Here is a 26,525-nt window from a genome sequence, read left to right on the forward strand (position 1 = left end):
CGACCACAGATGAAGGGCATTCGTCGACAGGGGGAAGTGTGGGTATTTCCACCATAGGCAACGAGACCCGTTTGGCGTCGCTCCGGGAGTCCCTCGCGCGAGAAAAGCCCGTGCGCATCGTCGAGGTGCACAGCCCGCTTGCGGCCGTCATCGCGGAACACGCCCAGGGGAAAGGGCCGGACAAAAGGGAGTTCCACGGATTCTGGTCGAGTTCGCTGACCGACTCGGCACTGCGTGGGCTTCCGGACATCGAACTGCTCGACATGGAACTGCGGTTGTCCTGGATCGACCAGATCTTCTCCGTGAGCACGCTCCCGCTGGTCATGGACGGGGACACCGGAGGACAGACACTCCACTTCGAGCACATGGTCAAGGCGATGGAACGGCGTGGTGTCTCGGCCGTGGTCATCGAGGACAAGTGCGGAGAGAAGCGGAACTCCCTGCTGCCGGGTGACGGACTGCACACCATGGCCCCGGTCGACGAGTTCTGCGAGAAGATCTCGCGCGGGAAGGCCGCGCAGTCCTTCACGGACTTCATGATCATCGCGCGGCTGGAGGGGCTCATCACCGGCCTGCCGAGGCAGGAGATCCTGGACCGTGCCGCCGCCTACGTGGCGGCCGGGGCGGACGGTCTGGTGCTGCACAGCCGCAGCTCGGACGAGGCACCCCTGCTCGACCTCGCTCGCGAGCTGCGCAGGCGCCACCCCGGCACCCCCCTGGTGGCGATCCCCACGGCCTACCCCTCCGTGACCGAGGAAGAGCTGCACGCGGCCGGCTTCAGCCTGATCATCTACGCCAACCAGATGCTCCGCGCGGCGACCAGGGCGATGGAGGAGGTCAGCCACCGCATCCTCGACCACGGACGCGCCCTCGAAGCCGGTGAGGTGTGCATCGAGACCTCGAAGCTCCTGTCGATGTCGGAGGACAAGAGGCCCATCGTGCGTGCCCCGCGCGACTGACCCACGGAGCCGACCAGATGCCCGCACAGCGCAGGGAACAGATGGTCATGGGTGCCTACGTGTCATACGGCACCGGCCACCACGCCGCCTCGTGGCGGCACCCCGAAAGCGACACGACGGCCACGCGCAACCTCGACCACTACGTCGAGGTGACCCGACTCGCCGAGCAGCACCTGTTCGACACGTTGTTCCTGTCCGATGCCCCGGCCGTGTTCAACGACGACCGAGCCGGCTTCGGCGGACGGGTGACCTTCTTCGAACCGCTCACGCTGATGGGCGCGCTGGCCATGGTCAGCCGTCACATAGGTCTGGTGGCGACCTCCTCGACGACGTACAAGGAGCCGTACAACGTCGCCCGCGAGTACGCCAGCCTCGACATCATCTCGCGGGGGCGCGCCGCCTGGAACCTGGTGACCACGTCCAAGCTCGCGGCAGCCGCGAACTTCGGCATGCCGGCCCACCCGGCACACGCCGAGCGGTACCAGCGGGCGGACGAGTTCGTCGACATCGTCCGCGGACTGTGGGACACCTGGGAGGACGACGCGTTTCCCGCCGACAAGGAGAACGGCCGGTTCTACGACCCCGCCAAGCGGCACAGGCTGCGTCACCACGGCCGCGTCTTCTCGCTGGAAGCGGAACTCAACGTCTCACGGCCGCCACAGGGCCACCCGGTCATCGTCCAGGCCGGATCGTCGGAAGCGGGCCGCGAACTGGCCGCCCGGACCGCCGAGATGGTCTTCACGGCCCAGTCGGACCTGGATTCCGCCGTCGCGTTCGCGAAGGACCTCGACCGGCGCGCGTCCCGTCACCCGAGACTGAACCCGGGCATCATCATCCTTCCCGGCCTCACCGTGTACGCGGGCAGGACCGGGAAGGAGGCCCAGGAGAAGGTCGAGGAGTTGCAGTCGCTCATCCGGCCGGAGTTCGGCCTGAGCATGCTGTCGGATCTCGTCGGCGGATTCGACCTGTCCGGGTGCGACATCGAGGGGCCGCTGCCGCAGCTGCCGCCCAGCAACGCCAACACGAGCCGTCGCGCGCTCATCGAGAAACTCGCCTACGACGAGGGCCTGAACATACGGCAGTTGTACGAGAGGATGACCACCTCCCGTGGCCACATGACTCTCATCGGCAGCTACGACACGGTCACCGATGAAATCGTCCGGTGGTTCGAGAACGGCGCCGCCGACGGATTCAACATCATGCCACCGCTGCTTCCGAAAAGCCTCGTCGACTTCTCCGAGAACATTCTGCCCAGGCTTCAGCGCAAAGGGGTCTTCAAGACCCGGTACCAGCCCGGGACACTGCGGGAAAAACTGGGCCTGAGGCGCCCGGAGAACCAGTCACACGACCGAGTACATCGCCACTCCTGAAAGGGAACAGCATCATGCGCAATGACCTGATCCTTGAGGACACCACCCTGCGCGACGGCGAGCAGACTCCCGGGGTCGCCCTGTCCGCGGCGAAGAAGGTCAAGATCTTCAACGCGCTCGTCGACGCCGGCGTGCGCTGGATCGAACCCGGCATCCCCACGATGGGCGGCGAGGAGGTCAGGGCGCTCAAGGAAATGCTCGAGCGTCGCGACGAGGTCACCCTCATCGGCTGGAACCGCGGTGTGCGCGAGGACGTGCAGAAGAGCATCGACCTGGGCTTCCGGGCCGTGCACATCGGCCTGCCCACCTCCGACAACCACCTGAAGAACTCGGTGCGCAGGGACCGGGCGTGGCTGCTGGCCACCGCGCAGGACATGGTCAAGATGGCCAAGGACCAGGGCTGCTTCGTCAGCATCAGCGCGGAGGACATAGGTCGGACCGAGCTGGAGTTCCTCAAGGAGTACGCCGTCGCCGTCGCCGAGGCGGGAGCGGACCGGCTGCGGCTGTCCGACACGATCGGCATCCTGTCGCCCAGCCAGTACGCCGAACGCGTCCGCGCCATCACGGACGTCTGCGACATCGACCTCCAGGCCCACTGCCACAACGACTTCGGGATGGCGGTCGCCAACACACTGGCCGCCATCGAGGCCGGGGTGCGGTACTTCCACGTGACGGTCAACGGCATCGGCGAGCGGGCCGGCATGGCCGACCTCGCCCAGGTGGTGATGAGCCTGCTCCAGTGGTACGACGTCGACCTCGGCATCGACACCAGCCAGCTCACCGCGCTGTCCCGCCTGGTCTCCCAGGCCTGCGGCTTCCCCTCCTCGCCGTGGCAGCCGATCGTGGGACCCAACGTCTTCGCGCACGAGTCCGGCATCCACACCACCGGCATGCTCCGGGACACCTCGACGTTCGAGCCCTTCCCCCCGGAGCGGGTCGGCGGCGAGCGCAAGCTGCTCGTGGGCAAGCACTCCGGACGTGGCGTGATCGCCCACGCCCTCGGCGAGGACGGGGCCGACCTGGAGGCGGACGTGCTGGACGAGCTGCTGCGGGAGGTGCGGGCCGAGGCCATCGCCACCGGTGGGACCGTGCCCGCGCACCGGCTTCGCGAGATGGCCGGCAAGGCCCGCGCCGCGCAGCACTGAGGGCCGGGATGACAGGCGTACTCCAAGAGGGCGTCCCGCTGGCCGAGCAGATCATCGCCGGCCACCTGGTCGACGAGGAGGGCCCGGTCGCACCGGGCCGGCTGGTCACCGTCCGCCCCGACCGGGTCTATGTGCAGGACGGCAACGCACCCACCGTCGCCCGGCTGTACGAGCAGCACGGCTTCACGACGGTCTTCGACCCGGAGCGGGTCAGCTTCGTCTTCGACCACTCGGTCCTCGTGGCCGACGTCGACATGGCCGACCGGATGAAGGACGCGGACAGGTTCGCGGCACGCCTCGGCGTGGACGTACGCGCACGCGGGCAGGGGATCAGCCACGTGCTCGCCGCCGAGGTCGGCTGGTTCTCCCCGGGCGCCCTGGTCCTGGGCTCCGACTCGCACACCTGTGTGGGCGGTGCCTTCGGGGCGCTCGGGCTCGGCATGGGCGCCTCCGACATCGTCGCCGCGATGGTGACGGGGACGACCTGGCTGCGGGTCCCCGAGACCGTCGAGGTGCGGTTCACCGGCACGCCGGCCAGGGCCACCCGGCCACGGGACGTGCTCCTCAGCCTGTTGCGGGACAAGGGCCAGGAGCCGTTCCTGTACCGGTCGGTGGAGTTCACCGGCGCGTGGGCGCGTGCGCTTTCCGCCGACGCGTCCGCCAGCCTGGCCAGCCTGGGCGTCGAACTCGGCGCGAAGTGCGTGTTCGTCCCCGACGAGCAGGGAGCCATCCCCACCGGCACGGCGCCGGGGCTCACCCGGGTCGACTTCGACATCAGCGGTCTCCAGCCGACGGTGGCGCTCCCGCACCTCCCGGCCCGGACCGTGCCGCTCGACGAGGCGGCGGGCACCCCCATCTCGTACGTCTTCGTGGGCAGTTGCACCAACAGCCGGCTGGAGGACATCGCCGAGGCGGCCGCGGTCGTGCGGGGCCACCGGGTACGCCCGGGAGTCCAGTTCGTCGTGACCCCGGGCTCGAACGCCGTGTACCGGGACGCCATGCGCGCCGGCTACATCGACACCCTGCTGACCGCGGGAGCCGTGGTCACCCCGGCCGGCTGCGGTGCCTGCGTGGGCACCCAGGGGCCGCTGCCGGCCCGTGGGGAGAACGTGCTGTCCACGATGAACCGCAACTTCCGCGGCCGGATGGGCAATCCCGAGGCCGACATCTATCTTTCCTCGCCCGTCGTGGCCGCCGCGACCGCGTTGTCCGGTGCGATTCCCCGTGTGGAGGACCTGCCGTGACGTACACATCGACCCACCGGGTACGCCGGGTCACGGGTATGGTCTCGACCGACGACATCATCCCCGCCAGGTACAAGCACATGCACACCGACCCGAAGCTGCTCGCACCGCACCTGTTCGAGGCGTATCTCCCCGGGTTCGTCGACACCCTGGAGCCGGGGGACGCGATCGTCAGCGACTCCGTCTTCGGCATCGGCAGCTCCCGGGAGCAGGCCGTCTCCACGCTGCTGGCCAACGGGATCGGCCTGGTGATCGCCCCTCGCTTCGGGCGGATCCTCTTCCGCAACTGCTGGAACCTGGCCCTGCCGGCCATCGAGACCGACACCGACCGCCTGGCCGAGGGGATGTCCATATCCCTCGACCTCGGACGGGGGGAGATCCGTTGTGAGGGAGCGACGCTCTCCACCTTTCCGAAACCGCCGCCGCTCCTGCTGGAGATGATCAGCCAGGGCGGACTCCTGTCCCGTGTGAAGACCCGAGTCTCCGGAGAGTAAGCCACTTGTCCACTTCCGAAGCCAAGTTCGACGGACTGGCCAACAACTACGATCAGGCCCGGCCCCGCTACCCCGCCGAACTGTTCCAGCACCTCGGCGAGTACCTGCCGACGGCGGGCCGGCTGAGGGTCCTCGACGCCGGAGCCGGTACCGGCATCGCCCTGGAGGGACTGCTGCCGCGGCTGCCCGCCGACGCCACGGTGCACGCGGTCGACATCTCCACGGACATGATCCGCGTCGGACGTGAGAAGTTCCCGCAGGTCGAATGGCACGAAGGGACGGCCGAGGAGTACCTCGCCTCGTGCCCGCCCGCCTCCTTCGACCTCGTGCTCGCCGCCCAGTCCTACCAGTGGATGGACCGGGCCGCCTACCTGCGGGAGGCCGCGAGGTGCCTGGACCCCGCCGGCGTGTGCCTGGTCATCCAGAACAACCGGGACCACGCGGCCGGCGGCTTCGCCTCCGACTACGAGGACCTGCTGGAGGAACTCTCGCCGGGCTACAGCCGCTCCTACCGCAGCTTCGACATCGCCGCCGAACTGGGCAAGGTCTTCACGCGGGTCGAGCGCCGGGCGGCCCACTGGAACCAGACGCTGACGGTCGACGAATTCGTCACCATGAGTTCCTCCTCCACCCAGGCCCAGCGGGCCGTGGCCGCCGTCGGCCCGGCCTTCTACGCCCGGGTGCGCAAGCTGTGCGCGCTGCACGAGGTCGGCGGACGAGTGGAGCTTCCCTACGTCAGCGAGGCGTTCTACGCGGTCCGACCGCTGTGACCACCGTCCGGATCCGGCAGGCGTGTGCCGCGGACGCGACGTCGGTGGCGGACCTCGTCCAGGAGGTCTACCGGCCTTTCACGGCGGGGTTCCGTCCGACCGCCCTGAAATGGTCCGCCGACGCCGTCCGCGCCTGCGCCTCCTCCTGGCTGATGGCGCACACGGAGGATGAACTCGTGGGCGTGGTGCACCACACGCCGGATCCGGCGGGGCACACCCTGGACGCCCTGTCCGTCGCCGCCCCCTGGCGCCGGCGCGGTATGGGGACGCGCCTGGTCACCGCCGTCGAGGAACGGGCCCTCGGCCTGGGCACCCGCCGTATGGCCATCGCCCTGCGCGACAGCCTCGGCGCGAACATCGCGTTCTTCACCTCCCTGGGGTACCGGCCGGCGGGACCGTTTCCCCCGGCCCACCACCTGTACGTCAAAGAGATCGGTGCACGAGAGTGACTATTGTCTGTCTGGGGTATCGGGCGGGGTTCGTCGAGGCGGCTCGGCGACGGAACCTGGATCTGCACTTCGTCGTCGACAAGCTCAAGCCCGGGCTGAACGGCCTGTCCTACACGAGGGTCGCCGACCTCGCCGACGGCGAGGAGGTCCTGCGTGCCGTGACGGAGTATCCGGGCGGCGACATCAGCGCGGTCGTCACCGGCCACGAACATCCCATGTTCGCGGCGACCGTACTGCGCTCGGTGTTCGGGCTGCCCGGGGACACCGACCCGGCACGGACCCTGAGGTTTCGCGACAAGCGGATCCAGAAGCGCGCCGTGTCCCCGGCCATTCCCACCGCCGCGTGTGTGTACCTGAAACCCTCCGAGCCCGATTACGCGGCGCTGGCGGAGCGTCTGGGCGCGACCTTCGTGGTCAAGCCGGCGGACGGTTTCGGTTCCCAGGCGACCGAGGCCGTGCACAGCCAGGCCGAACTCGACGACTACCTGCGCCGCCATCCGTTCGTGTCCGACGTCCGGACGGTGGCCGAATCGTTCGTCGAGGGGCGCGAGATCCACGTCGACGGCGTGTGGCGGGAAGGCCGCCCCGTGTGGGCGGCGGTGTCCAGCTACCTCGACCCGCTGATGGGCTGGACCCGGGGGAAGGCGGTCGCCGACGCACCGCTCGGCCCGGCCGAGAGCGAACTGGCCGACCGCGCCACCCGGTTCGCGTCAGACGTGCTGCGCGAGCTGGACGCCCCCGACACCGTCTTCCACCTGGAGGCGTTCGTACGGCCCGACGGGGAGCTGGTCCTGGGCGAGGTGGGCGCGCGGCCGGCCGGTGCCCTGACGCCCGAGATACTCCGCATGACGTACGGGGTCGACCTGTACGGTGCCACGATCGACGTGGCCCTCGGCCGGGCGCCCGAGGTACCCGGCCAGGACAGCGAGCCCGCCGACCTGTTCGGCTGGATCTACCTCGTCCGCAGCCCGGACCCGGCGCTGACGGAGGACTCCTTCCGCGACCGCTTCGAGCTGGTCGAGCTGGACTACCCCGCGCCGGAGAACGACCGGCAGGGCATCTACGGCCGCTGCGGACACGCCATCGTCAAGGCGGCGACCCACAAGGAACTGATGCACGAACTGCGTGCGATAGCCGACTTCAACCGGAGCGCCTAAGTGTCGGATTCCAGGACCCGCGTGCTCGTGCTCGGGCGCGACAAGGAATGGGCCCGCCGGGCCATGGACAGGTTCTCGGACACCCACGAGTTCGTCCGTCTCCCCGCCGAGGCGGAGCGGCACGGCGGGCTGCCGGGCCCGGACCTGCTGAGCGCCGCCGACGAGCTGATGGCCCGCCGGCCGTTCGCCGCGGTGGTGGCGACGAGCGAGAGCACCATGCTCGCCGCCGGGTTCCTGCGCAGCCAGTACGGCCTTCCCGGACTCGACTACGCGCAGACCCTGCTGGTCACGAACAAGTGGCGGATGCGCGGCAGGCTCGGCTCCGCGGTGCCCTCCCCCCGTGCCTGGCTGTCCGGACGGTTCCTGGCCGACGGGCCGGAGGACGGGGCCGACGTCACCGAGGTGGTGGTGAAGCCGATCGCCTCGTCGGCGTCCCGCGACGTGCGCCGGATGCCGGTCGAGCGGGCCCGCGCCTGGCTCGCGGACCAGAACGGCCTGTGGCTGGTGGAGGAGGCCGTGGCGGTCGAGCGTGAGTTCCACTGCGACGGCGCCTTCCACGACGGCCGGGTCTCCTGGCTGGTGATCTCCGAGTACGACCGGCCGGCCCTGCAGACCGCCGGCACCTGGGGCACGTCGTTCCTGCGCGGCGACGATCCGCTGCGGCCCCGGCTGACCGAACTCTCGCACCGGGTGGTCGAGGAGGTCGGTGCCGGGGACGGTGTCTTCCACGTCGAGTTCCTGTACGACGGCGCCCGCCTGACCTTCGGCGAGGTCGGCCTGCGTCCGGCCGGTGCCGGCTGGGGGGAACTGCTGCGGGTCACGACCGGAGCGGACATCTGGGGCGCTTTCGTGGCCGCGCAGCTCGGCATGGACGGCCTCGGGTTCGCACCGGTGCGTCCGGCGGCCGAGATCAGCGGGATGCTGTGGGCCCGCCCCAACCCCGACGGCAGTCTGCCGCTGCCCGCGCCCGAGGCCGGCCGGCTGCCCGGCGTCGTCCTCGTCGGCGAGGGGAACAGGGCCCGTGGTGCCGATCCGACGAACTCCTGCGACTTCGAGTACCGCGCCTACTTCGAGGGACTGACCCCCGAGGGGGCCGACCGGCTGCGTGCCGCCATCACGGCCCGGGAAGGCGCCGGACCGGTGACCGCGGAAATCGGCACGGCCGGATGAAGCACGAGGCAACCGCTCGGTCGGCGCGCAGCGGCAGGTGGCTGCTCGCCTTCTTCTGCGCCAGCAGCGTGGCCGAGATCCTGCAGGCGGTCGCCATCATGTGGGCCTCCTACCGGCTGAGCCACAACGCGGTGGTGACGGGGGCGATGAACGCGGCGGCGTACCTGCCGGGCGTCGTGCTGGGGCTGATCGTCCGCAAGAGGGCCGACTCGGGAGACGCGGTCCACCGGCTGTCCCTGACGAACTGGGTGCTGTTCGCCGGGTCCTCGCTGCTCACCCTGGTATGGATGGCCCACTCGCCCCCGGGGCTGGCTCTGGCCGCGTTCGCCGCCGTGCAGTGCAGCCTGAGCTTCGTCAAGACGATGAACAAGGCGCACGCGGGGCGGTTCATCCGCCAGGGGTACTCGGCGTCCGACGCCGTACGGCTGCGTCAGCGCTCCACCTCGTTGGCGCAGGCGGGCGGCGCGGTCGGCGGCGGGGCCGCGGGCGTACTGCTGGGGATCGGCGCGGTCGGCTGGTGCTTCGCCACCACGGCCCTGCTCTACCTGGCCGGCCTCCTGGCGGTGCGGCGCGCCGCGTCCTCACCGCACGAGGCCGAGGACACCCCGGTGGCGCGGGGCGCCGGGCCGGCCGCGGCGACGAGCGGGGAGAGGCGGGAGAGGAATCCGTCGGCCGGCTCGCGGGTCCTGCGCACGATCCTCGTGTACTCGTTCCCCAGCAGCGGCGCGCTGCCCTTCATGTCCACCGTCGCCGTTCCGCTGGCGCAGTCGGTGTCGCCCGGGTCCGGGGACTTCTACGCGGTGCTCAGCGTGGCCGGTATGGCCGGCGGCTTCCTCGCCGGCACGGCCTTGTCCAGCGGGCGGCTTTCGTCGGACCTCGTCTTGCGGACCGCGTTTCTCGGTGGCGCCGCGCTGGCCGTCGGCATCGCCGTCACCCGCTGGCCGGCCGCCGTCGTCGTGCTCTTCCTCGTGCTCAGTGCCGTCATCACCACGCATGTGATGGTCATGCAGGTGCTGACCAACCAGGCGCCTCCGGAGGACCAGGTGGGTCGGTTCACGGTGGTGCGCAACGCCGTCGCGGGCGCCGCCAAGTGCGGTGCCGCGCTCGTGGCCGGCTGGCTCGTCGAAGCGCTCGGCCTCACCGCCGCCTGGCTCGCGCTCGCCCTCGTGCTGGGCGCGGCCGGGTTCAGCTGGTGGGGCGTGGGACGGAGCAGGGAGATGGAGGAACTGGTCGGTGCGAACTAAGACGGCATTCATCGACTACGTACGGCGCAGGCGCGGGGATCTGGTGCGCGCGGACGCGCCGGCCGCGGCGGTCGACGAGTCGCTGGCCCTGCTGGGGCTCGACGACGCCGCGCTGGCCCGCTGGGCGGCGAGCGAGTCCGTCCTGGTGTCGCTGCCGCACGCCAGTCCCAATGTCTTCGACCCGCGCACCCGGGTCTGCTGGTACGCGGGGAGTGTCCAGCGACGGGAGGCGAACCCGGCCCACCATGTCCGGGTCGTCCTCACCCACACCAACTTCTCCGACCTCGGCTGGCGGCCGTACGCCTGGTGGTACCTCGGAGCGGACGGGCAGGTGCGCTGCCACCGGCAGTTCACCCGGAACAAGAAGCGCAAGCACGTGACCGTCGGGAGCCGGCCGCCGATGGACGTCGTGCCGGAGGAAGCGGCCCGGACCGATCTGGACGCGTCCCGGGCCGCCCGGTGGGGAGCGGACCTGGCCGTCTCCTACATGCTGCTCGGCTCGGTGGTCGAACGGGCGGCGGGCATGGTGACCGGGCGGACGGTGACCTACCTGCCGCTCTCCCTGCTCGTCTCCTTCGTGCGGGAACAGGCGGCCGATCCCTCGTCCGCGGGTGACGAGCCGTTGTCCGCGTGGTGCCGTCTGCTCACCGACCGGGCGCAGGGGCGGCGGGCGGGTCCCGACGGGGTGCTCGTGGAATGCCCGGGGCGGCAGGCGACCGTGTTCGACAACTACAGCAATCTGGCGACGCTCGCCCTGCTGGGCGACTGCCGCGTGCTGGGCGGCGCCAAGATGGCCGGCTACTGGCCCCATGTCCAGCAGCGCCTCGACGCCCTGCGGCAGAGCGCCGCCGAGGACATGCGCGACCCGAGGGTCGCGCTGGTGCCGGATGCCGATCTGCTGCGGTTCGCCGGGCCGTCACCGGCGGTCGCGGCGCAACTGGAGCGCCTGGGCGTGCCGTACAGCCAGGGGCTGGCGGTCGCCGAGCACGGGGACTTCGCGCGACGGATCGACCCGTTCGAGGCGGCCGCGCCGGTTGCCGGGTGATCCGGGGGCCCGGCCGAGCCGGTGGCGCGGACGCCGGTGACGAGCCGGTGGGCGGGCACCGCGACGACCGACCTCACACCGGCATCGACGGCCAACCACCAGCCGGCCGCGTCACCGACCTGCCCGGACAGCACGCCTAGAGTGCCGCCGCCACTTCGGTGCCCTGCTTGATGGCCCGCTTGGCGTCCAGTTCCGCGGCGACGTCCGCACCGCCGATCAGGTGTGCGCCGCGTCCGGCGGCGACCAGTTCCTCGTACAGGTCGCGGCGCGGTTCCTGGCCGGTGCACAGCACCACGGTGTCGACCTCCAGGACGGTGCTCTCCTCGCCGACGGTGATGTGCAGACCGGCGTCGTCGATGCGGTCGTAGCGCACGCCCGGGACCATGGTGACGCCGCGGTGCCGCAGTTCGGTGCGGTGGATCCAGCCGGTGGTCTTGCCGAGCCCGGCGCCGACCTTGGTGGTCTTGCGCTGGAGCAGGTGGACCTGGCGGGGCGGGGCCGGGCGGCGCGGCTCGGTGAGGCCGCCGGGTGCCGTGTACTCCATGTCGACGCCCCAGTTGCGGAAGTACGTCGCGGGGTCCTCGCTCGCCTTGTCCCCGCCGTCGGTGAGGTACTCGGCGACGTCGAAGCCGATCCCGCCAGCGCCCAGGACGGCCACGCGCTCGCCTACGTCGGCGCCGTCGCGCAGCACGTCGAGGTAGCCGAGCACGCGCGGGTGGTCGACGCCCGGGATGTCGGGGGTGCGCGGGGTGACGCCGGTGGCGACGACCACCTCGTCGTAGTCGGCCACGTCCGCGGCGCTCACCCAGGTGTTCAGGCGCACCTCCACGCCGTGGGCGGCGAGTTGGTGGCGGAAGTAGCGCAGGGTCTCCTCGAACTCCTGCTTGCCGGGCACCTTGCGGGCGACGTTGAGCTGCCCGCCGATCTCGCTGCCGGCGTCGAACAGGGTGACGTCGTGGCCGCGTTCGGCGGCGCTGACGGCGCAGGCGAGCCCGGCCGGTCCGGCGCCGACGACGGCGACGCGCTTCCTGGTCCTGGTCGGCGCGAGCACCAGCTCGGTCTCGTGGCAGGCGCGCGGGTTGACCAGGCAGGAGGTGAGCTGTCCGCTGAAGGTGTGGTCCAGGCAGGCCTGGTTGCAGCCGATGCAGGTGTTGATGGCCTCGGGGGTACCGGCGGCGGCCTTGGCGACGAAGTCGGGGTCGGCGAGCATCGGCCGGGCCATGGAGACCATGTCGGCGTAGCCGCCGGCCAGCAACTCCTCGGCGAGTTCGGGGGTGTTGATGCGGTTGGTGGTGACCAGCGGGACGGTCACCTCGCCCCTCAGCTTCTTGGTGACCCAGGTGTAGGCGCCGCGCGGCACGGAGGTGGCGATGGTGGGGATGCGGGCCTCGTGCCAGCCGATGCCGGTGTTGATGATGGTGGCGCCGGCCGCCTCGACGGCCTTGGCGAGGGTGACGACCTCCGCGTGGGAGGAGCCGCCGGGGACGAGGTCCAGCATGGACAGCCGGTAGACGATGATGAAGTCCTCGCCGACGGCCTCGCGCACCCGGCGGACGATCTCGACCGGGAACCGCATCCGGTTCTCGTACGAGCCGCCCCAGCGGTCGGTGCGGTGGTTGGTGCGGGCGGCGATGAACTCGTTGACGAGGTAGCCCTCGGAACCCATGATCTCGACGCCGTCGTATCCGGCGTGCCGTGCGAGGCGGGCGGTGCGGGCGTAGTCGTCGATGGTCCGCTCGACGTCGGCGTCGGAGAGTTCGCGGGGCACGTAGGGGCTGATCGGCGCCTGGAGCGGGCTCGGGGCGACCAGGTCCCGGTGGTAGGCGTACCGTCCGAAGTGCAGGATCTGCAGGGCGATCCGGCCGCCCTCGCGGTGCACGGCGTCGGTGACCACCCGGTGCCGCTCGGCCTCCGCCTCGGTGGTGAGCATGGCCCCGCCCTCGTAGGGCCGCCCCTCCTCGTTCGGCGCGATGCCGCCCGTGACGATGAGCCCGACGCCGCCGCGCGCCCGGGCGGCGTAGAACGCCGCCATCCGTTCGAACCCGCGCTCGGCCTCCTCCAGCCCCACGTGCATGGATCCCATGAGCACCCGGTTCGGCAGCGTGGTGAACCCCAGGTCGAGCGGGGTCAGCAAGTGGGGGTAACGGCTCATCTCGGGCCCTCCGTGCACGGGTGCGGTCGCTTCTTGTTGTAGAGCAACCGAACCCGCTTGTGCAACTAGTTGCATAAACGTGTGGGCCGAACCACCACTTCCCCGAACCTACTGGTAGATACGGAGAAGTGCCGGGCGCGCTGCGGAGTGAAGCGTGCGATGAACCGGTACGCCCCGGCCGGTGCGGGACCGGCCGGGGCGTTCAGGGGCGCTCGGGCGCGCCGGGTCAGCGGCTTTCCAGGCGTAGGTGCAGGTCGCGTTCCTGGTCGCCGGAGGCCGTGCAGGTTTCCTCGACGGTGAACATCGAGTCCAGGGTGTGGCGGAAGCGGTCGACGGCCCAGTAACCGCCCTGGACGTCCGCCTGGACGGACGAGCGGAGGTGAACCGGCGGGCAGCCCTGACGGGGGGTGTCCGCGACCTCGTACGTGCCGAGCCACACCATGGGGCGGGTCTCGTGGAGTTGCCGGGGCACCTCGTCCTCGCCCCGGTCGGACGCGAAGCAGGAGTTCAGCGCCTCGAAGACGAGACGTGCGTCCTCCTTGGAGCATCCGCTGATCTCCACCATGACGGATTCCGGATGCGACCGGTCCTTGTTCTCCATTGATCGCTCCTTTCGTGGCCGCGCTGCGGTGGCACGGGGTACCCCGTTCGCACCACGTCCATCCCCCGCTCAGCAAAACACCGCGTCCCCCCGCCCGCCACCCGCGCTCTCAGCCGAGGGAGAACTTGTACGTCTTGCTGTCGGTGAGCACACAGACGCCCGGCGAGACCACGATCACCCGCAGGGTGCCCGTGCGCCGGTCGTAGTCGATGCCCTCCGCCTCGAAGGAGCCCTGGCACGCGCTGCGCAGCGGCAGCTGGCGCAGCGCGGTGACGTGCCCGGCCACGTCCGCGGAGCCGCTCGGCGGCGCCGACAGGTCGATCCGGAGCAGCGGCTTGGTCATGCCGAACAGGCTGCCGTCGGGGTCGTCGGAGGAGCACAGCAGGGTCGTCGGACCGGAGAAGTCACAGCCCTGGACGTCTCTGACGGCGTGGTCCAGATGGACCGTGGCCGCCTGCGGGAGGTTCGCCGAGGGCGAGGTGGAGGGGTTCTCGCCCGGCGTCGGGAAGACCAGCAGCCGGTCCATCGTGCCCCATTCGCCGGACAGCATCCACTGGCCGTCCGGCGAGATCGCCACCCACGAGTTGTTCATGGCCTCGCCGGGGCTCAGCGTGTGCACGTATTCCGACCAGGCGCCGCCCGGCGACTGCACGCGGAACATCTTCGAGTTGCCGGAGTCCCGCTGGTAGGGCTCGATGTAGTAGCCCTCGTACGACGCGTCGGGGTCGCCGACGTGGTTCCAGCCGCGCGCGGAGTCACCGAGCGGGATGGTGCCGATGCCGGTGTAGCGGTTGGGACTGTTCGCCGGGACCTCGACCGAGGCCAGCCCCTGGCTCTCGGTCAGCGGGTCGGCGCGGTCGGAGCCGGTCTCGGTCCAGGTGCCGGCCGCCGAGGCGGGTGCGGGCACGGCGAGGGACAGGGCGGCGGCGAGGGTGACGAGTCCGGCGAGTACTCCGGGGCGGCGTAACCGGGCGGGCACGGGCATGGCGGGCTCCTGGAAGGGCGGTGGGGCGCACTCGGACGGCGCACAGTCTGGCGTGCGCGCGATAGCCATGTACAGACCAAGTCGACCATCGTGGCCGGGAGTGCCCCGGCTCCCTCCGGCGGACGCCCGCCGCCGGGTTGAGGGATGGTGGAGGTTGACGCGGAAGGCTGCGGAGAGTCGGATGTGAGCGCGGCACGACACGGGGAACCGGCACGGGGGACGGCACGCCGTGCGGACGGGCGAAGGCGGTGCGTGGCATGAGTGCAGCCGGGGCTCCGGCGACCGAGAGCGGCGAGCCCGCGCGCGGACCGGTGCCGCCGGGCGGCCTGCTCGACATGCTCGGCGTGGCCTCGGTGGTGCTGGACGCCGACGGCCGGATCGTGCTGTGGAGCCCGCAGGCGGAGGAGCTGTTCGGCTACACCGCGCGGGAGGCCCTCGGCCGGTACGCCGCCCGGCTGATGGTGGACGAACGGCACCTGCAACTGGTCGCCCGGCTCTTCGCCGATGTGATGACCACCGGGCAGAGCTGGGCCGGCGGCTTCCCGATCCGGCACAAGGACGGCAGCACCCGGCTGGTCGAGTTCCGCAACATGCGGCTGCTCGACGACCGCGGGGAGGTGTACGCCCTCGGGCTCGCCGCCGACCGCTCGACCGTACAGCGGCTCGAACAGGACGTGGCGCTGTCCGAGCGGATGGTGAAGCAGTCCCCGATGGGGCTCGCGGTGCTCGACACGGAGCTGCGGTTCGTCTCCGTGAACCCGGCCCTGGAGCGGATCAGCGGGCTGCCGGCCGCCGAGCACACGGGCCGCGCGCTCCGCGACGTCCTGCCCGGGCTGGACACCGGCCCGGTGGCGGACGCCGCCCACCGGGTGCTGGCGACGGGCACCCCGCTGATCGACCACGTGGTGGTGGGCCGCACGCCCGCCGACCCGGAGGCGGACCACACCTGGGCGGTGTCGCTGTACCGGCTGGACGACGCGATGGGGCATGTGCTCGGCGTGGCCTGCTCGATGGTGGACATCACCGAGCAGCACCGCGCCTCCGTGACGGCGGAGGCGGCACGGCGCCGGCTCACACTGATCGCGGACGCCTCGGCGCGGATCGGTACGACGCTCGAACTGGAGCGCACCGCCCGGGAGTTGGCCGACGTCGCGGTGCCGGAACTGGCCGATGTGGCGGCGGTCGACCTGCTGGACGCCGTGGTGGAAGGCCGGCCCAGCACCCTCGGCCCCGCGGATCCCGCGGTGATCCGGGCCCTCGCGCTGCGCCCGGAGGACGACTCGGACGCCGTACGGGCCGCCGACCGGCCGGGCGAGATCGCGCGGTACGCCCCCGACCGGCTGGTCACCGAGTGCGTGCGCACCGCCGAGCCGGTGCTGGTGCCCCGGGTGAAGGACGAGGACCTGCCGCGCATCGCGCGCTCACCGCGGGCGGCGGCGCTGCTGGCGCGGGCGGGCCTGCACTCGTATCTGGCGGTGCCGCTGATCGCGCGCGGCGAGGTGCTGGGGGCGCTCGATCTCAAACGCACCCGCAATCCGCGGCCGTTCGACCGGGACGACGTGCTGCTCGCGCGGGAGCTGGCGTCCCGGGCCGCGGTGCAGATCGACAACGCCCGCTGGTACCAGAACGCCCACAACGCCGCGCTCACCCTCCAGCGCAGCCTGCTGCCGAGCGATCCTCCGGTGACGACCGGTCTTGAGGTGGCCTCGCGCTACCAGCCGGCGGGGGTCACCAGCGAGGTGGGCGGCGACTGGTTCGACGTGATCCCGCTGGAGGGCGGCCGGACCGCGCTGGTGGTCGGCGACGTCATGGGCAGCGGCATCGACGCGGCCGCCACCATGGGCCGGCTGCGCACGGCGACGGCCACCCTGGCCGCGCTCGGCCTGGACCCGGCGGTGCTGCTCGGCCATCTGGACCGGACCACCTCGGCGCTGGACCACTCCATCGCGACCTGTGTGTACGTCGTCCACGACCCGTGGCTGCGTCAGTGCCGCATCGCCAACGCGGGCCATCTGCCGCCGGTCCGCGTCCGCCCCGGCCGGCCGCCGGAACTCCTGGACGTGCCCACCGGGGTGCCGCTGGGCGTCGGCGGGGTCGCATTCTCCACGGTCACCGTCGACTTCGCCCCCGGCGACGAACTGGTCCTCTACACCGACGGCCTGGTCGAGACCCGCCATGACGCCCTCGACGAACGCCTCGACCTGATGCTCTCCCTCCTGACCGACCCGGCCCGCCCCCTGGACGAGACCTGCGACACCCTCCTGAACACCCTGCACCGCCCGGACAACCACGACGACGTCGCGCTCCTCATCGCACGGTCCCGGGAACCGGACCGGCCGCCCGAGTAGGGCGGGCCGCCGGTTCCCCGCGCTCCGCTGCGGGCCGCGTCCCGCGTGGTCACGACCGGCGTTCCCGACCCCGGGCCGATCCGCCGCGGCGCATGTCCCGGCGGGACACGGACGAGAGGCCCTACTGACGCACCCCGATCACCACATGCGCCGACCACTCCCGTGACACCGCCACCCGGGCGGTCAGGCCCGCCTCGGTGAAGGCGGCCAGCGCGGCCGGGGACTGGCGTTCGCTCGTCTCCGAGAGGAGGCGGCCGCCGGGGGCCAGCCAGGTGGCGGCCTCGTCCGCGACGCGGCGCAGGACGTCGAGGCCGTCGGGGCCGCCGTCGAGGGCGGCCGCGGGCTCGTGGTCGCGGGCCTCGGCGGGGAGGAGGGATATGTCGGGGGTGGGGACGTAGGGGACGTTGGCCGTCAGCAGGTCGACCCGGCCGCGCAGCGCGGTGGGCAGGGCGGCGTACAGGTCGCCCTGGTGGGCCCGGCCGCCGTAGGGGGCGAGATTGCGCCGGGCGCAGCGCACCGCGGCCGGGTCGATGTCGGCGGCGTGCACCTCCGCCCCGTCCAGCGCGGCGGCGAGCGCGGCGCCGAGCGCGCCCGAGCCGCAGCACAGGTCCACGACGACGGCCGCGTCCGGTGCCTCGGCCAGCGCCCGGTCCACCAGGAACTCGGTACGGCGGCGGGGCACGAACACCCCGGGCGTCACGGCGACGCGCAGTCCGTGGAACTCGGCCCAGCCCAGGACGTGTTCGAGCGGCAGCCCGGCCGCGCGGCGGTCCACCATCGAGGCCAGTTCGGCGGGGTCGCGGGCGGTGGCGAGGAGCAACTCGGCCTCGTCCTCGGCGAAGACGCACCCGGCGGCGCGCAACGCGGAGACGACGGCGGCAGGGGAGAGTGAGGGGCGGGAGGGCATGGATGCCTTTCGGGAGCGCGGAACCACAGGGCGCTCCCCGCGGTCACCGACTCCGGCGTACCGCGCCGTCACGAGGAGAGAGCACCCCGGCTGACACAGCGGATATGGGTCTCACCTCCTCGCTCTCGGGGCCGCGGACCTCCGCGACCGGACGGTCACCATACCCCAGGGCCCCACCGCCGGACTCGGCCCGCGGACCCGAGTTGTACTCTGCAACGGGAAGTCCGGAGGAGGGAGAGGCCCGTGAGCAGGGCAGAGGCCGCTGTGGAGACGATCCAGCGCGAGATGACGGTCTTCGCCCGCCGGGCCCGCGCCTCGGCCGGGCGGATGCACCCCGAGCTGTCCCTGGTCTCCTACACCCTGCTGGGGCATCTGGAGGAGAGCGGCGGCTGCCGGGCCACCGACCTCGCGGCGCACTACGCCCTGGACAAGTCCACGGTGAGCCGCCAGGTGGCCGCGCTGGAGCGGGCCGGGCTGATCGAGCGCCGGCTGGACCCGGAGGACCACCGGGTCCAGGTGCTCCAGCTGACGGAGGCCGGACAGGAGATCCTCGGCCAGGTCACCCTCCGCCGACGGGCCGCCGTCCGGGAGCGGCTGGAGGGCTTCCCGGAGGAGGACCTGGTGCGGTTCGCGGCCTATCTGGAGCGCTACAACGCGGCACCGGACGACACCACGGACCGCTGAGACCCGGCCCGGTCACAAGCACCGGCTCGGCCCCACGGCACCCGCCGAGCCCCGGCTCACCCCACCGGCACCGCCGCCCGCTCCTCCCCCAGCCGCTCGGGAACCCGCGCCGACAGGAACGCGGTGTGCCGGCGCAGCCGGAAGCCGAGGGACTCGTAGAGCCGGATGGCGTTGGTGTTCTTGGCGCTGGTGTGCAGGAACGGGGTCTCGCCGCGTTCCCGGATGCCGTGCGCGACCGCGTGGATCAGCCGGGTGGCCAGGCCCTGGCCGCGGACGGCGGCGTCGGTGCAGACCGCGCTGATCTCGGTCCAGCCAGGCGGGTGCAGCCGCTCCCCCGCCATGGCGACCAGCGCGCCCTCGCGGCGGATGCCCAGGTAGGTGCCGAGCTCCACGGTGCGCGGCAGGAACGGCCCGGGCTGGGTGCGTGCCACCAGGTCCAGCATCTCGGGCACGTCGGCCGGGCCGAGGCGGACCGCCTCCGGGTCGGGCGCGGCGGCCACCCCGTCGTCCACGAGCTGCACCCCGCCCACGTGGAAGGTGATCTCCCAGTCCTCGGGCACGTCGCCGCAGTAACCGGACAGCGGGACCTCGGCGCCGGGCCCGGCCAGCGCCGCGAGGTCCGCCCAGTCCCGGGCGTCCGGCTCGTCGGGCAGCGCCAGCCACGGGGAGACGTCGAGCGGGTAGCGCAGCACCCGGCCGCGCCGCTCGGCGAAGCGGGCGTGCGGGCCGGTGAGGGAGGCGAGGGCGGGATTGTCGAGTGGGTGCGGGGCACCGGTCCGGCTCACGCGGCCACCTCGTTCCCCGTGCTGGAACCGTACGCCTCGCTCATCCTCATCCCTCGCTTCGCTCGCCCTGGCACCGGCGCACCACGCCCGGCACTGGTCGCCAAGGAGCGGGCCCGCACCGGTATTCCCGCCTCCGGTCAGAGTTCATACGGCCGCAACGATCGGGCCCGCACGCGAGCACCGCGCCCGTGACCTGGGACGGGGCACCCGCCCCGACAGCGTACGGTTGAAGCATGAACGTCACGCGAGGCTTCACGGGCCGCGCGCGCGAGCACAACCCGGGACTGCCGCCCGGACAGTACGACGCGCGCGACGACTGGCCCGTCCTGTCCGCCGAGGTCACCCCGGACCTCGCACCCGCCGACTGGACCTTCCGCATCGACGGACTGGTCGGGCGGCCGTACACCTGGGACTGGGAGGCGGCGCACGCGCTTCCCGCGTCGGCGTACGAGGGCGACATCCACTGTGTGACCGGGTGGTCGAAGTTCGGTGTGCGCTTCGGCGGGGTGTCCCTGGACGCCTTCCTCGACGTGGCACGGCCCGACGCCCGCGCCACCCACGCGCTCGCCCGCTCCCACACCGGCTACACCGCGAACCTGCCGCTCGCCGATCTGACCGGCGGCCGGGCCTGGATCGTGTGGGAGTACGACGGCAAGCCGCTGCCGGCCGAGCACGGCGGCCCGGCGCGTCTGGTGGTGCCGCACCTCTACTTCTGGAAGAGCGCCAAGTGGATCGCGGGCATCACACTCCTCGACCACGACGAGCCGGGCTTCTGGGAGGGCAACGGCTACCATCCGCGCGGCAACCCCTGGGAGGAGCAGCGGTACTCCGGTGACTGAGACGACGACGATGCCCGGCGGCGCGTCGCGGTTCGCGGTGCCCGGCCGGATCGCGGTGAGCGAGCAGGCCGAGACGGTGTGGCAGACGGCCACGCTGACCCAGGTCCGCCGGGAGACGCCGTACGCGGCCACGTTCCGGCTTGCGGTGCCGCGCTGGGCGGGGCACCTGCCCGGCCAGCACCTGATGCTGCGGCTGACCGCCCCGGACGGCTACACGGCGCAGCGCCACTACTCGATCGCCTCCGCGCCGGACGATTCCGGGCACATCGAGCTGACCCTGGACCGGGTGCCGGACGGCGAGGTCTCCGGCTGGTTCCACACCGTGGCCCGGCCCGGTGACACGTTCGAGGTGCGCGGTCCGCTCAGCGGCTTCTTCGCCTGGCCGGGGGACCGGCCCGCGCTGCTGCTCGGCGCGGGTTCCGGGGTCGTACCGCTGATGTCGATGATCCGCCACCACCGGGCGCGCGGCCTCGACGTGCCGCTGCGGATGCTGGTGTCCGCGCGCAGCCCCGAGGAGCTGATCTACGCGCGGGAGCTGGGCGCGGAGACGACGCCGGTGTTCACCCGCAGCGCCCCCGCGGGGGTGCCGGTGGGCCGGGTGACGGCCGCGCACCTGGCGCCGCTGATGGCCGAGCGGCCGCCCGGCGGGTGGGAGGCGTACGTGTGCGGCTCCAACGGGTTCGCCGAGCACGCCTCCCGGCTGCTGGTGCGGGCCGGCCAGCCGGTGGACCGCATCCGCATCGAGCGCTTCGGCTGATCCCCGGCGCCCGTTCACGGCGTCCACGCGGGGTACTTGGCTCGAACCCTGTCCCAAGTGGGCCTGAACTCGCGGTTCCACGGGTGGGCCGGGTGCGTCGTACGGGGTACGAGACGGGTGTGGACGCCTCGGCGCGTGCGGCGCGGGGCGTGAGCGGTCGGCTTCGGTGAGGAGGCGGACATGCGGACCCGGGTACGCGGCTGGCGCTGGCGGCGCAACACGCTGCGGCGCCGCTGCGATGTCGTGGAGGCGTGGACGGTGCTGGCGGTCGCCGTGCTGCTGTGCGTGGTGGCACCGCTGGCCGGGGCGGCCGCGGGCCTGTACGCGCACGACCGGGGCGCGGCGGACGCGGCGGCGCAACGTGCCGCGCGCCATCAGGTGCGGGCCACCGTGACCGGCGATCCGGCCGCGTCGCCGCCCTCCGTGCCCACCGGCCACGGGCACCCCTACCGCGCCGAGGTCCGCTGGACCGAGCCCGGCAAGGGCGTCCGGACCACCTGGACGCGGGTGCCGGCCGGGACCCGGCCGGGTGACCCGGTCGAGGTGTGGGTGGACTCCCGGGGTCACGGCGTCGGCGCGCCGCCGGCCGGTACGGCGGTCCTCCAGCACGCGGTGGCCGTCGGGGTGGGCGTGGCGGCCTGCGTCGGCGGCGTGGTGTTCCTCGGCCACGCGGTGTCCCGGCGGATCGCGCTGCGCCACCGGCTCGCCGAGTGGGAACGGGAGTGGGCCCGGACGGGCCCGAGGTGGACCCAGCCGAGAACGTGAGCGGACCGCGCCCCCACCACTGGCCCGCCGGGTGACCGCCCTCGTACGGTGAGCTCCTCACTGTCTGCCCTGATCAAGGCGGTTGCCATGGCCCTGTTCGACCTCCCGCTGCCGGAACTCCGCGCCTACCGCGGCCGGTCCACCGAACCCGAGGACTTCGACGCCTTCTGGGAGCACACCCTGAAGGAGGCGCGCGCACACGAACTGGACGTCCGCTTCGAGCCGGTGGACGCGGGGCTCACCACCGTGGAGGTGTACGACGTGACGTTCGCCGGGTTCGGCGGGCACCCCGTCAAGGGCTGGCTGCGGCTGCCCGCCGGCGCCGACGAACCCCTGCCGCTCATCGTGGAGTTCATCGGGTACGGCGGCGGACGCGGGCTGCCGCACCAGGATCTGCTGTGGGCGTCGACGGGCCGGGCGCACTTCGTGATGGACACCCGGGGGCAGGGCAGCAACTGGGGCGGCGGGGGCGGCACCGCCGACCCGGTGGGCTCCGGTCCCGCCCACCCCGGCTTTCTGACCCGGGGCATCGACGCGCCCGAGAACCACTACTACCGGCGGGTGTTCACGGACGCCGTACGGGCCGTGGAGGCGGCCCGCGCGCATCCGCTGACCGACGCGGCGCGCACGGTGGCGCTCGGCGAGAGCCAGGGCGGCGGCATCACCCTCGCCGTCGGCGCCCTGGTCCCGGACCTGGTCGCGGTGGCGCCGGACGTGCCGTTCCTGTGCGACTTCCCGCGCGCGGTGACCCTGACGGACCGTCACCCGTACCGGGAGGTGGGTCTGTTCCTCAAGACGCACCGGGGCCGCACGGCCGAGGTGCTGCGCACCCTGTCCTACTTCGACGGCGTGCACTTCGCGGCCCGCGGCCGGATGCCGGCCCTGTTCTCGACGGCCCTGGAGGACGAGACCTGTCCGCCGTCGACCGTGTTCGCGGCGTTCAACGCCTGGGCGCACGAGGACAAGGCGATCGAGGTGTACGAGTTCAACGACCACGAGGGCGGCGGCCCTTACCAGGAGGCGGCGAAGTTGCGCTGGCTGCGCTCCCGCCTGTGACGGCCGCGTGCCGGGCACGGCCTCTTCCTCCGGGCCCGCCCGGTCGCTAGGTTCTGAGAAGCCCGGCCCGGACGCCGCGGGGCCCGGGCGGTTCCCACGACCACGGAGGGCCCATGTCAGCCACGCACGACGCCCAGCAGACCCCGCCGGCAGCGGAGGCGACACGGGTGGACGGCCACTGCGATCCGCGGTTCACGGCCGTGCGGGAGGCGTTCGAGGAGAACTTCCGCGAACGGGGCGAACTGGGCGCGGCGGTGGCGGTCACCGTGGCCGGGAGGACGGTGGTGGACCTGTGGGGCGGCTGGGCGGACCCGGCCCGCACCCGGCCCTGGGAACGGGACACGCTGGTGAACGTGTGGTCGACCACCAAGGGCCCGGTGGCGCTCTGCGCGCATCTGCTCGCCGACCGCGGGCTGCTCGACCTGGACGCGCCGGTGGCCCGCTACTGGCCCGAGTTCGCGGCGGCCGGCAAGGAGAAGGTGCTCGTCCGGCATCTGCTGTCGCACCGCTCGGGAGTGTGCGGACTGCGCGAGCCGCACTCGCTGGAGGACCTGTACGACTGGGGGTTGACCACCGCGCGGCTCGCGGCCACGGAGCCCTGGTGGGAGCCGGGCACCCGGTCCGGGTACCACGCGGTGACGTACGGCTTCCTGGTCGGCGAGGTCGTCCGGCGGGTCTCCGGGCTGAAGCCGGGGGCCTTCCTGGAGCGGGAGGTGACCGGGCCGCTCGGCATCGACTTCAGCGTGGGCCTGCCGGCGCGGGACCACGGGCGGGCGGCCGAGCTGGTGCACGCGCCGGCCGGGGCGATCGGTGAACAGGGGGCGTCCCTGCGGGAGGTGACCCCGCTGCTGATCGCCGCGATGGCCAACCCCCCGCTCGGGGCCGCGCAGGCGAACACGCCCGAATGGCGGGCGGCGGAGGTCCCGGCGGCGAACGGGCACGGCACCGCGCGGGCGGTCGCGCAACTGTACGGCGTCTTCGCCGGCCGCGGTCTCTTCGGCGGGCGGCGGCTGCTCACGCCGGAGGCGGTGGAGCGGGCCCGCGAGGGACAGGGCCGCTGCGTCGATCTGGTGCTGGGGGCGGGGCTCGGCAGCGAGTCCGAGATCGGTCTCGGCCTGTGGCTCAGCGGTCCCCAGGGCGCCTACGGGCCCAATCCGCGGGCCTTCGGGCACGACGGGTTCGGCGGCTCCTTCGGGCTCGCGGACCCGGAGGCGGGGGTGTCGGTGGGCTACGTCATGAACCGCATGGGGTCGCGCATCGCCGACGACCCCCGCAAGCGGGCGCTGGTCGAGGCGGTCTACCGCGCCCTGTGACCCTCCTGCGTCGCCCCGCCGCCCCTGCGGGCCACCACCAGCCGCGCCCGTGGGGCGCCGTCCGGGCGCCACCCGAACTCGGGCAGGGCGCGCAGCTCGACGGAGAATCCGGCACGGGTCAGCTCGGTCGTCACCCGGCCGAGCCGGAAGGCCCGGTAGTACATGACGAACGGCGGCCGCCACAGGGCGTTGCGCACCCGCATGACCGCGTCGAAGCCGAGCAGCGTCCAGAACGCGGGGCGGGTCGGGCGGGGCGGGGCGAGCACCGGGAAGGCGAAGCTGCCGCCGGGCCGCAGCACCGAGTGGACCTGCGCGAACAGTCCGGGCAGCTCACCGGGGAGGAAGTGGCCGAACGCCCCGAAGCTGACGACGAGATCGAAGGCGGCGGTGAACGGCAGGGCGCGGGCGTCGCCGCGCACCCAGGCGACCCGGGGCCCCTCGGCCGCCCGGTCGGCGGCCGCGCGCCGGGCGACGTCGAGCATCCCGGCGCTGAAGTCCACGCCGGTGACGGTGCGTCGGCACACTCCGGTCAGCGCCGCCGTGCCCGCGCCGGTGCCGCAGCACAGGTCGAGGCCGTCGGCGAACGGGCCCAGCGGGACGAGGGCCTTCGCCGTGGCGTCGAGCACGCTGTCGGGGGTGCGGAAGGGGGTGCGGTCGAACTTCGGGGCGAGCAGGTCGTAGCCGTGCTCGACGGAGGACAGCGCCTGGACGGCGAGTTCGCGCAGCGTGGGGCCTTCGGGTCCGAACATGCCCCTCAGCCTGCCGCAACCCGCCGCCCCCGGACCACGGGGGCCGCGCCCACACCGGGCGAATCCGCGATGACGTCCGCGAGACTCTCTTGACCTGAGCGGCGGCATGGGTACAATGCAAACAGCGCATGTGCGTGCCCCTCGTATCGGCACCGATGTCGCCGTCTTCTCTCCCAGCCCCTCGGCCGATTCCTTCCGAACGGCCCGGGCTTCTTTCGAGCACCACCTTCCGACGCGCGTGTTCCGTGCGCTGTCCGAGGTGTCGTCTCCGCCGCCGAAGGCCGTCGCAACCGCCTCCGCTCGCGGCCGCTCCCCCCTCCCCCGCGCTCTTCCCCGCTTCGTCCGCGAAAGGACCCACTCCATGACCACCACACTCGAACACCCCCCGGCGGACCTCCACGCCCCGACCGTCCGGCTCGTCTCCGGCGTGCTCGACATCGACGCACAGGGGAAGGGGCACCTGAGGTCCGCCGCCCTCCTCCCCTCCCCCGCCGACCCGCAGGTGCCGGCCACGCTGGTCCGCCGGTACGGGCTGCGCAAGGGCGACCTCGTCGAGGGCGTCCTCGGCGACCGGCGCGCGCTGAGCGACATCGCCCGGGTCGAGGGGCGCGCGGCCACGAGGAACGCCTCGCGCCGGCACTTCCGCGATCTCACCCCGCTGCACCCGCGCCGGCGCCTGCGGCTGGAGCACCCGGACGCCGGGCTCGCCGGCCGGATCGCCGATCTGTTCACGCCGGTCGGCAAGGGCCAGCGCGGACTCCTCGTGGCCCCGCCCAAGAGCGGCAAGACGGTGCTGCTGAGGCAGCTGGCCGCCGCGGTGGCCGGCAACCACCCCGAGTGCCGGCTGATGGTGCTGCTGCTGGACGAGCGCCCCGAGGAGGTCACCGAGATGCGCCGCACGGTGCACGGCGAGGTGTACGCCTCCACCTTCGACCGCACGGCCAAGGAGCACATCGCCCTCGCCGAACTCGTCGTCGAGCGGGCCAAGCGGCTGGTCGAGGCGGGCGAGGACGTCGTCGTCCTGCTGGACTCGCTGACCCGGCTGTGCCGGGCGCACAACAACGCCTCCGGCGCCGGCGGCCGCACCCTCAGCGGCGGTGTCGACGCGGGCGCGCTGATCGGCCCCAAGCGGTTCTTCGGCGCCGCCCGCGAGGCCGAGGAGGGCGGCTCGCTCACCATCCTGGCCACCGCCCTGGTGGACACCGGCTCGCGTGCCGACGGCTACTTCTTCGAGGAGCTGAAGAGCACGGGCAACATGGAGCTGCGGCTGGACCGGGAACTGGCCGGCCGGCGGGTCTTCCCCGCCGTGGACCTCGACGGCTCCGGCACCCGCCGGGAGGAACTGCTGCTCACTCCCGCCGAGTTGAGCGCCACACACGGACTGCGCCGGGCCCTGCGCTCCCGCGAGGGCGGGCCGGCGGCCCTGGAGACCCTGCTGGCGCGACTGCGCGCCACCCCGGACAACGCGGCCTTCCTGCGGCAGGTGCGGCCAACCCTGCCCACCGGCTGACCGCGCCCCGCGGGTGCGTCATCCGGG

Annotated in this window: 25 protein-coding genes; 19 read left to right on the forward strand and 6 right to left on the reverse strand. The window is 72.7% G+C overall.

Going from position 1 to position 26,525, the window contains the following annotated elements; genetic code table 11:
- Positions 1 to 110: 110 nt before the first annotated feature.
- The 11 genes from ACSP97_RS04190 to ACSP97_RS04240 are packed head-to-tail and all read left to right on the forward strand — an operon-like array spanning position 111 to position 11,047.
- Positions 111 to 959, forward strand: coding sequence for an isocitrate lyase/phosphoenolpyruvate mutase family protein (locus ACSP97_RS04190; protein WP_440556350.1), 849 nt, complete (start codon positions 111 to 113; stop codon positions 957 to 959).
- Positions 960 to 976: 17 nt separating this feature from the next.
- The gene (locus ACSP97_RS04195) at positions 977 to 2,329 is read left to right on the forward strand and encodes an LLM class flavin-dependent oxidoreductase (protein WP_355326951.1); all 1,353 of its coding nucleotides are present in this window, start codon (positions 977 to 979) and stop codon (positions 2,327 to 2,329) included.
- A 14-nt stretch (positions 2,330 to 2,343) separates the two neighbouring features.
- On the forward strand, positions 2,344 to 3,474 hold the full coding sequence (locus ACSP97_RS04200; protein WP_355148927.1) for a homocitrate synthase/isopropylmalate synthase family protein: 1,131 nt from the start codon (positions 2,344 to 2,346) through the stop codon (positions 3,472 to 3,474).
- 8 nt (positions 3,475 to 3,482) lie between these two features.
- The gene (locus ACSP97_RS04205; protein ID WP_355326954.1) at positions 3,483 to 4,718 is read left to right on the forward strand and encodes a 3-isopropylmalate dehydratase large subunit; all 1,236 of its coding nucleotides are present in this window, start codon (positions 3,483 to 3,485) and stop codon (positions 4,716 to 4,718) included.
- A complete protein-coding gene (locus tag ACSP97_RS04210) occupies positions 4,715 to 5,212 on the forward strand; it encodes a LeuD/DmdB family oxidoreductase small subunit (RefSeq protein ID WP_355148931.1) in 498 nt (165 codons plus the stop codon). Before ACSP97_RS04205 ends, ACSP97_RS04210 begins: the two co-directional genes overlap by 4 nt.
- 5 nt (positions 5,213 to 5,217) lie before the next feature.
- Positions 5,218 to 5,982, forward strand: coding sequence for a class I SAM-dependent methyltransferase (locus tag ACSP97_RS04215; protein WP_355148933.1), 765 nt, complete (start codon positions 5,218 to 5,220; stop codon positions 5,980 to 5,982).
- Positions 5,979 to 6,431: a GNAT family N-acetyltransferase gene (locus ACSP97_RS04220; RefSeq protein ID WP_382009741.1), complete on the forward strand. Its 453-nt coding sequence runs from the start codon at positions 5,979 to 5,981 to the stop codon at positions 6,429 to 6,431. The genes ACSP97_RS04215 and ACSP97_RS04220 overlap by 4 nt, the downstream gene beginning before the upstream one ends.
- Positions 6,428 to 7,588: an ATP-grasp domain-containing protein gene (locus tag ACSP97_RS04225; protein WP_355148937.1), complete on the forward strand. Its 1,161-nt coding sequence runs from the start codon at positions 6,428 to 6,430 to the stop codon at positions 7,586 to 7,588. Before ACSP97_RS04220 ends, ACSP97_RS04225 begins: the two co-directional genes overlap by 4 nt.
- Positions 7,589 to 8,758 (forward strand): ATP-grasp domain-containing protein, encoded by a 1,170-nt coding sequence (locus ACSP97_RS04230; RefSeq protein WP_355527181.1) that lies wholly within the window; start codon positions 7,589 to 7,591, stop codon positions 8,756 to 8,758.
- Positions 8,755 to 10,002: an MFS transporter gene (locus ACSP97_RS04235; protein WP_355326963.1), complete on the forward strand. Its 1,248-nt coding sequence runs from the start codon at positions 8,755 to 8,757 to the stop codon at positions 10,000 to 10,002. Before ACSP97_RS04230 ends, ACSP97_RS04235 begins: the two co-directional genes overlap by 4 nt.
- The gene (locus ACSP97_RS04240; protein WP_440556353.1) at positions 9,992 to 11,047 is read left to right on the forward strand and encodes a hypothetical protein; all 1,056 of its coding nucleotides are present in this window, start codon (positions 9,992 to 9,994) and stop codon (positions 11,045 to 11,047) included. The genes ACSP97_RS04235 and ACSP97_RS04240 overlap by 11 nt, the downstream gene beginning before the upstream one ends.
- Before the next feature lie 136 nt (positions 11,048 to 11,183).
- On the opposite strand, the gene ACSP97_RS04245 is transcribed toward ACSP97_RS04240, so the two are convergent.
- The 3 genes from ACSP97_RS04245 to ACSP97_RS04255 all read right to left on the reverse strand — a co-directional run bounded on the left by ACSP97_RS04245 (position 11,184) and on the right by ACSP97_RS04255 (position 14,785).
- Entirely contained in the window at positions 11,184 to 13,199 is a 2,016-nt protein-coding gene (locus ACSP97_RS04245) for an FAD-dependent oxidoreductase (protein ID WP_440556355.1), read from the reverse strand.
- A gap of 226 nt (positions 13,200 to 13,425) precedes the next feature.
- A complete protein-coding gene (locus ACSP97_RS04250) occupies positions 13,426 to 13,800 on the reverse strand; it encodes a hypothetical protein (RefSeq protein ID WP_355148947.1) in 375 nt (124 codons plus the stop codon).
- 109 nt (positions 13,801 to 13,909) lie between these two features.
- Positions 13,910 to 14,785 (reverse strand): hypothetical protein, encoded by an 876-nt coding sequence (locus ACSP97_RS04255; RefSeq protein WP_355148949.1) that lies wholly within the window; start codon positions 14,783 to 14,785, stop codon positions 13,910 to 13,912.
- A gap of 257 nt (positions 14,786 to 15,042) precedes the next feature.
- Between ACSP97_RS04255 and ACSP97_RS04260 the strand changes: the two genes are divergently transcribed.
- Complete coding sequence (locus tag ACSP97_RS04260; RefSeq protein WP_440556357.1) at positions 15,043 to 17,133, forward strand: SpoIIE family protein phosphatase; 2,091 nt, start codon at positions 15,043 to 15,045, stop codon at positions 17,131 to 17,133.
- A gap of 121 nt (positions 17,134 to 17,254) precedes the next feature.
- Here the strand turns inward: ACSP97_RS04260 and ACSP97_RS04265 are convergent, their stop codons facing one another.
- Positions 17,255 to 18,040 (reverse strand): putative protein N(5)-glutamine methyltransferase, encoded by a 786-nt coding sequence (locus ACSP97_RS04265; protein ID WP_440556359.1) that lies wholly within the window; start codon positions 18,038 to 18,040, stop codon positions 17,255 to 17,257.
- 243 nt (positions 18,041 to 18,283) lie between these two features.
- Between ACSP97_RS04265 and ACSP97_RS04270 the strand changes: the two genes are divergently transcribed.
- Entirely contained in the window at positions 18,284 to 18,724 is a 441-nt protein-coding gene (locus ACSP97_RS04270) for a MarR family winged helix-turn-helix transcriptional regulator (protein WP_440556361.1), read from the forward strand.
- 56 nt (positions 18,725 to 18,780) lie between these two features.
- On the opposite strand, the gene ACSP97_RS04275 is transcribed toward ACSP97_RS04270, so the two are convergent.
- The gene (locus ACSP97_RS04275) at positions 18,781 to 19,509 is read right to left on the reverse strand and encodes a GNAT family N-acetyltransferase (protein WP_355527163.1); all 729 of its coding nucleotides are present in this window, start codon (positions 19,507 to 19,509) and stop codon (positions 18,781 to 18,783) included.
- A gap of 233 nt (positions 19,510 to 19,742) precedes the next feature.
- Between ACSP97_RS04275 and ACSP97_RS04280 the strand changes: the two genes are divergently transcribed.
- From ACSP97_RS04280 to ACSP97_RS04300, 5 genes are all read left to right on the forward strand, one after another.
- Entirely contained in the window at positions 19,743 to 20,348 is a 606-nt protein-coding gene (locus tag ACSP97_RS04280) for a sulfite oxidase-like oxidoreductase (protein WP_422128996.1), read from the forward strand.
- Positions 20,341 to 21,105 (forward strand): ferredoxin reductase, encoded by a 765-nt coding sequence (locus ACSP97_RS04285; RefSeq protein WP_355326981.1) that lies wholly within the window; start codon positions 20,341 to 20,343, stop codon positions 21,103 to 21,105. The genes ACSP97_RS04280 and ACSP97_RS04285 overlap by 8 nt, the downstream gene beginning before the upstream one ends.
- A gap of 180 nt (positions 21,106 to 21,285) precedes the next feature.
- Complete coding sequence (locus ACSP97_RS04290; RefSeq protein ID WP_364730592.1) at positions 21,286 to 21,870, forward strand: Rv1733c family protein; 585 nt, start codon at positions 21,286 to 21,288, stop codon at positions 21,868 to 21,870.
- A gap of 87 nt (positions 21,871 to 21,957) precedes the next feature.
- Positions 21,958 to 22,926, forward strand: coding sequence for an acetylxylan esterase (locus ACSP97_RS04295; RefSeq protein ID WP_355148966.1), 969 nt, complete (start codon positions 21,958 to 21,960; stop codon positions 22,924 to 22,926).
- 113 nt (positions 22,927 to 23,039) lie between these two features.
- The gene (locus ACSP97_RS04300) at positions 23,040 to 24,239 is read left to right on the forward strand and encodes a serine hydrolase domain-containing protein (RefSeq protein ID WP_358272717.1); all 1,200 of its coding nucleotides are present in this window, start codon (positions 23,040 to 23,042) and stop codon (positions 24,237 to 24,239) included.
- Here ACSP97_RS04300 and ACSP97_RS04305 read toward each other — a convergent pair.
- Positions 24,224 to 24,988, reverse strand: a complete 765-nt coding sequence (locus tag ACSP97_RS04305) for a class I SAM-dependent methyltransferase (protein ID WP_440556366.1) — start codon at positions 24,986 to 24,988, stop codon at positions 24,224 to 24,226. The two genes, ACSP97_RS04300 and ACSP97_RS04305, sit on opposite strands and share 16 nt — an antisense overlap.
- 361 nt (positions 24,989 to 25,349) lie before the next feature.
- On the opposite strand from ACSP97_RS04305, the gene rho reads away from it, so the two are divergent.
- Entirely contained in the window at positions 25,350 to 26,498 is a 1,149-nt protein-coding gene (gene rho, locus ACSP97_RS04310) for a transcription termination factor Rho (RefSeq protein ID WP_440556368.1), read from the forward strand.
- The last annotated feature ends 27 nt before the right edge of the window (positions 26,499 to 26,525 follow it).

Source organism: Streptomyces sp. SCPE 10, assembly GCF_051980735.1.
Classification (GTDB): Bacteria; Actinomycetota; Actinomycetes; order Streptomycetales; family Streptomycetaceae; genus Streptomyces; species Streptomyces misionensis.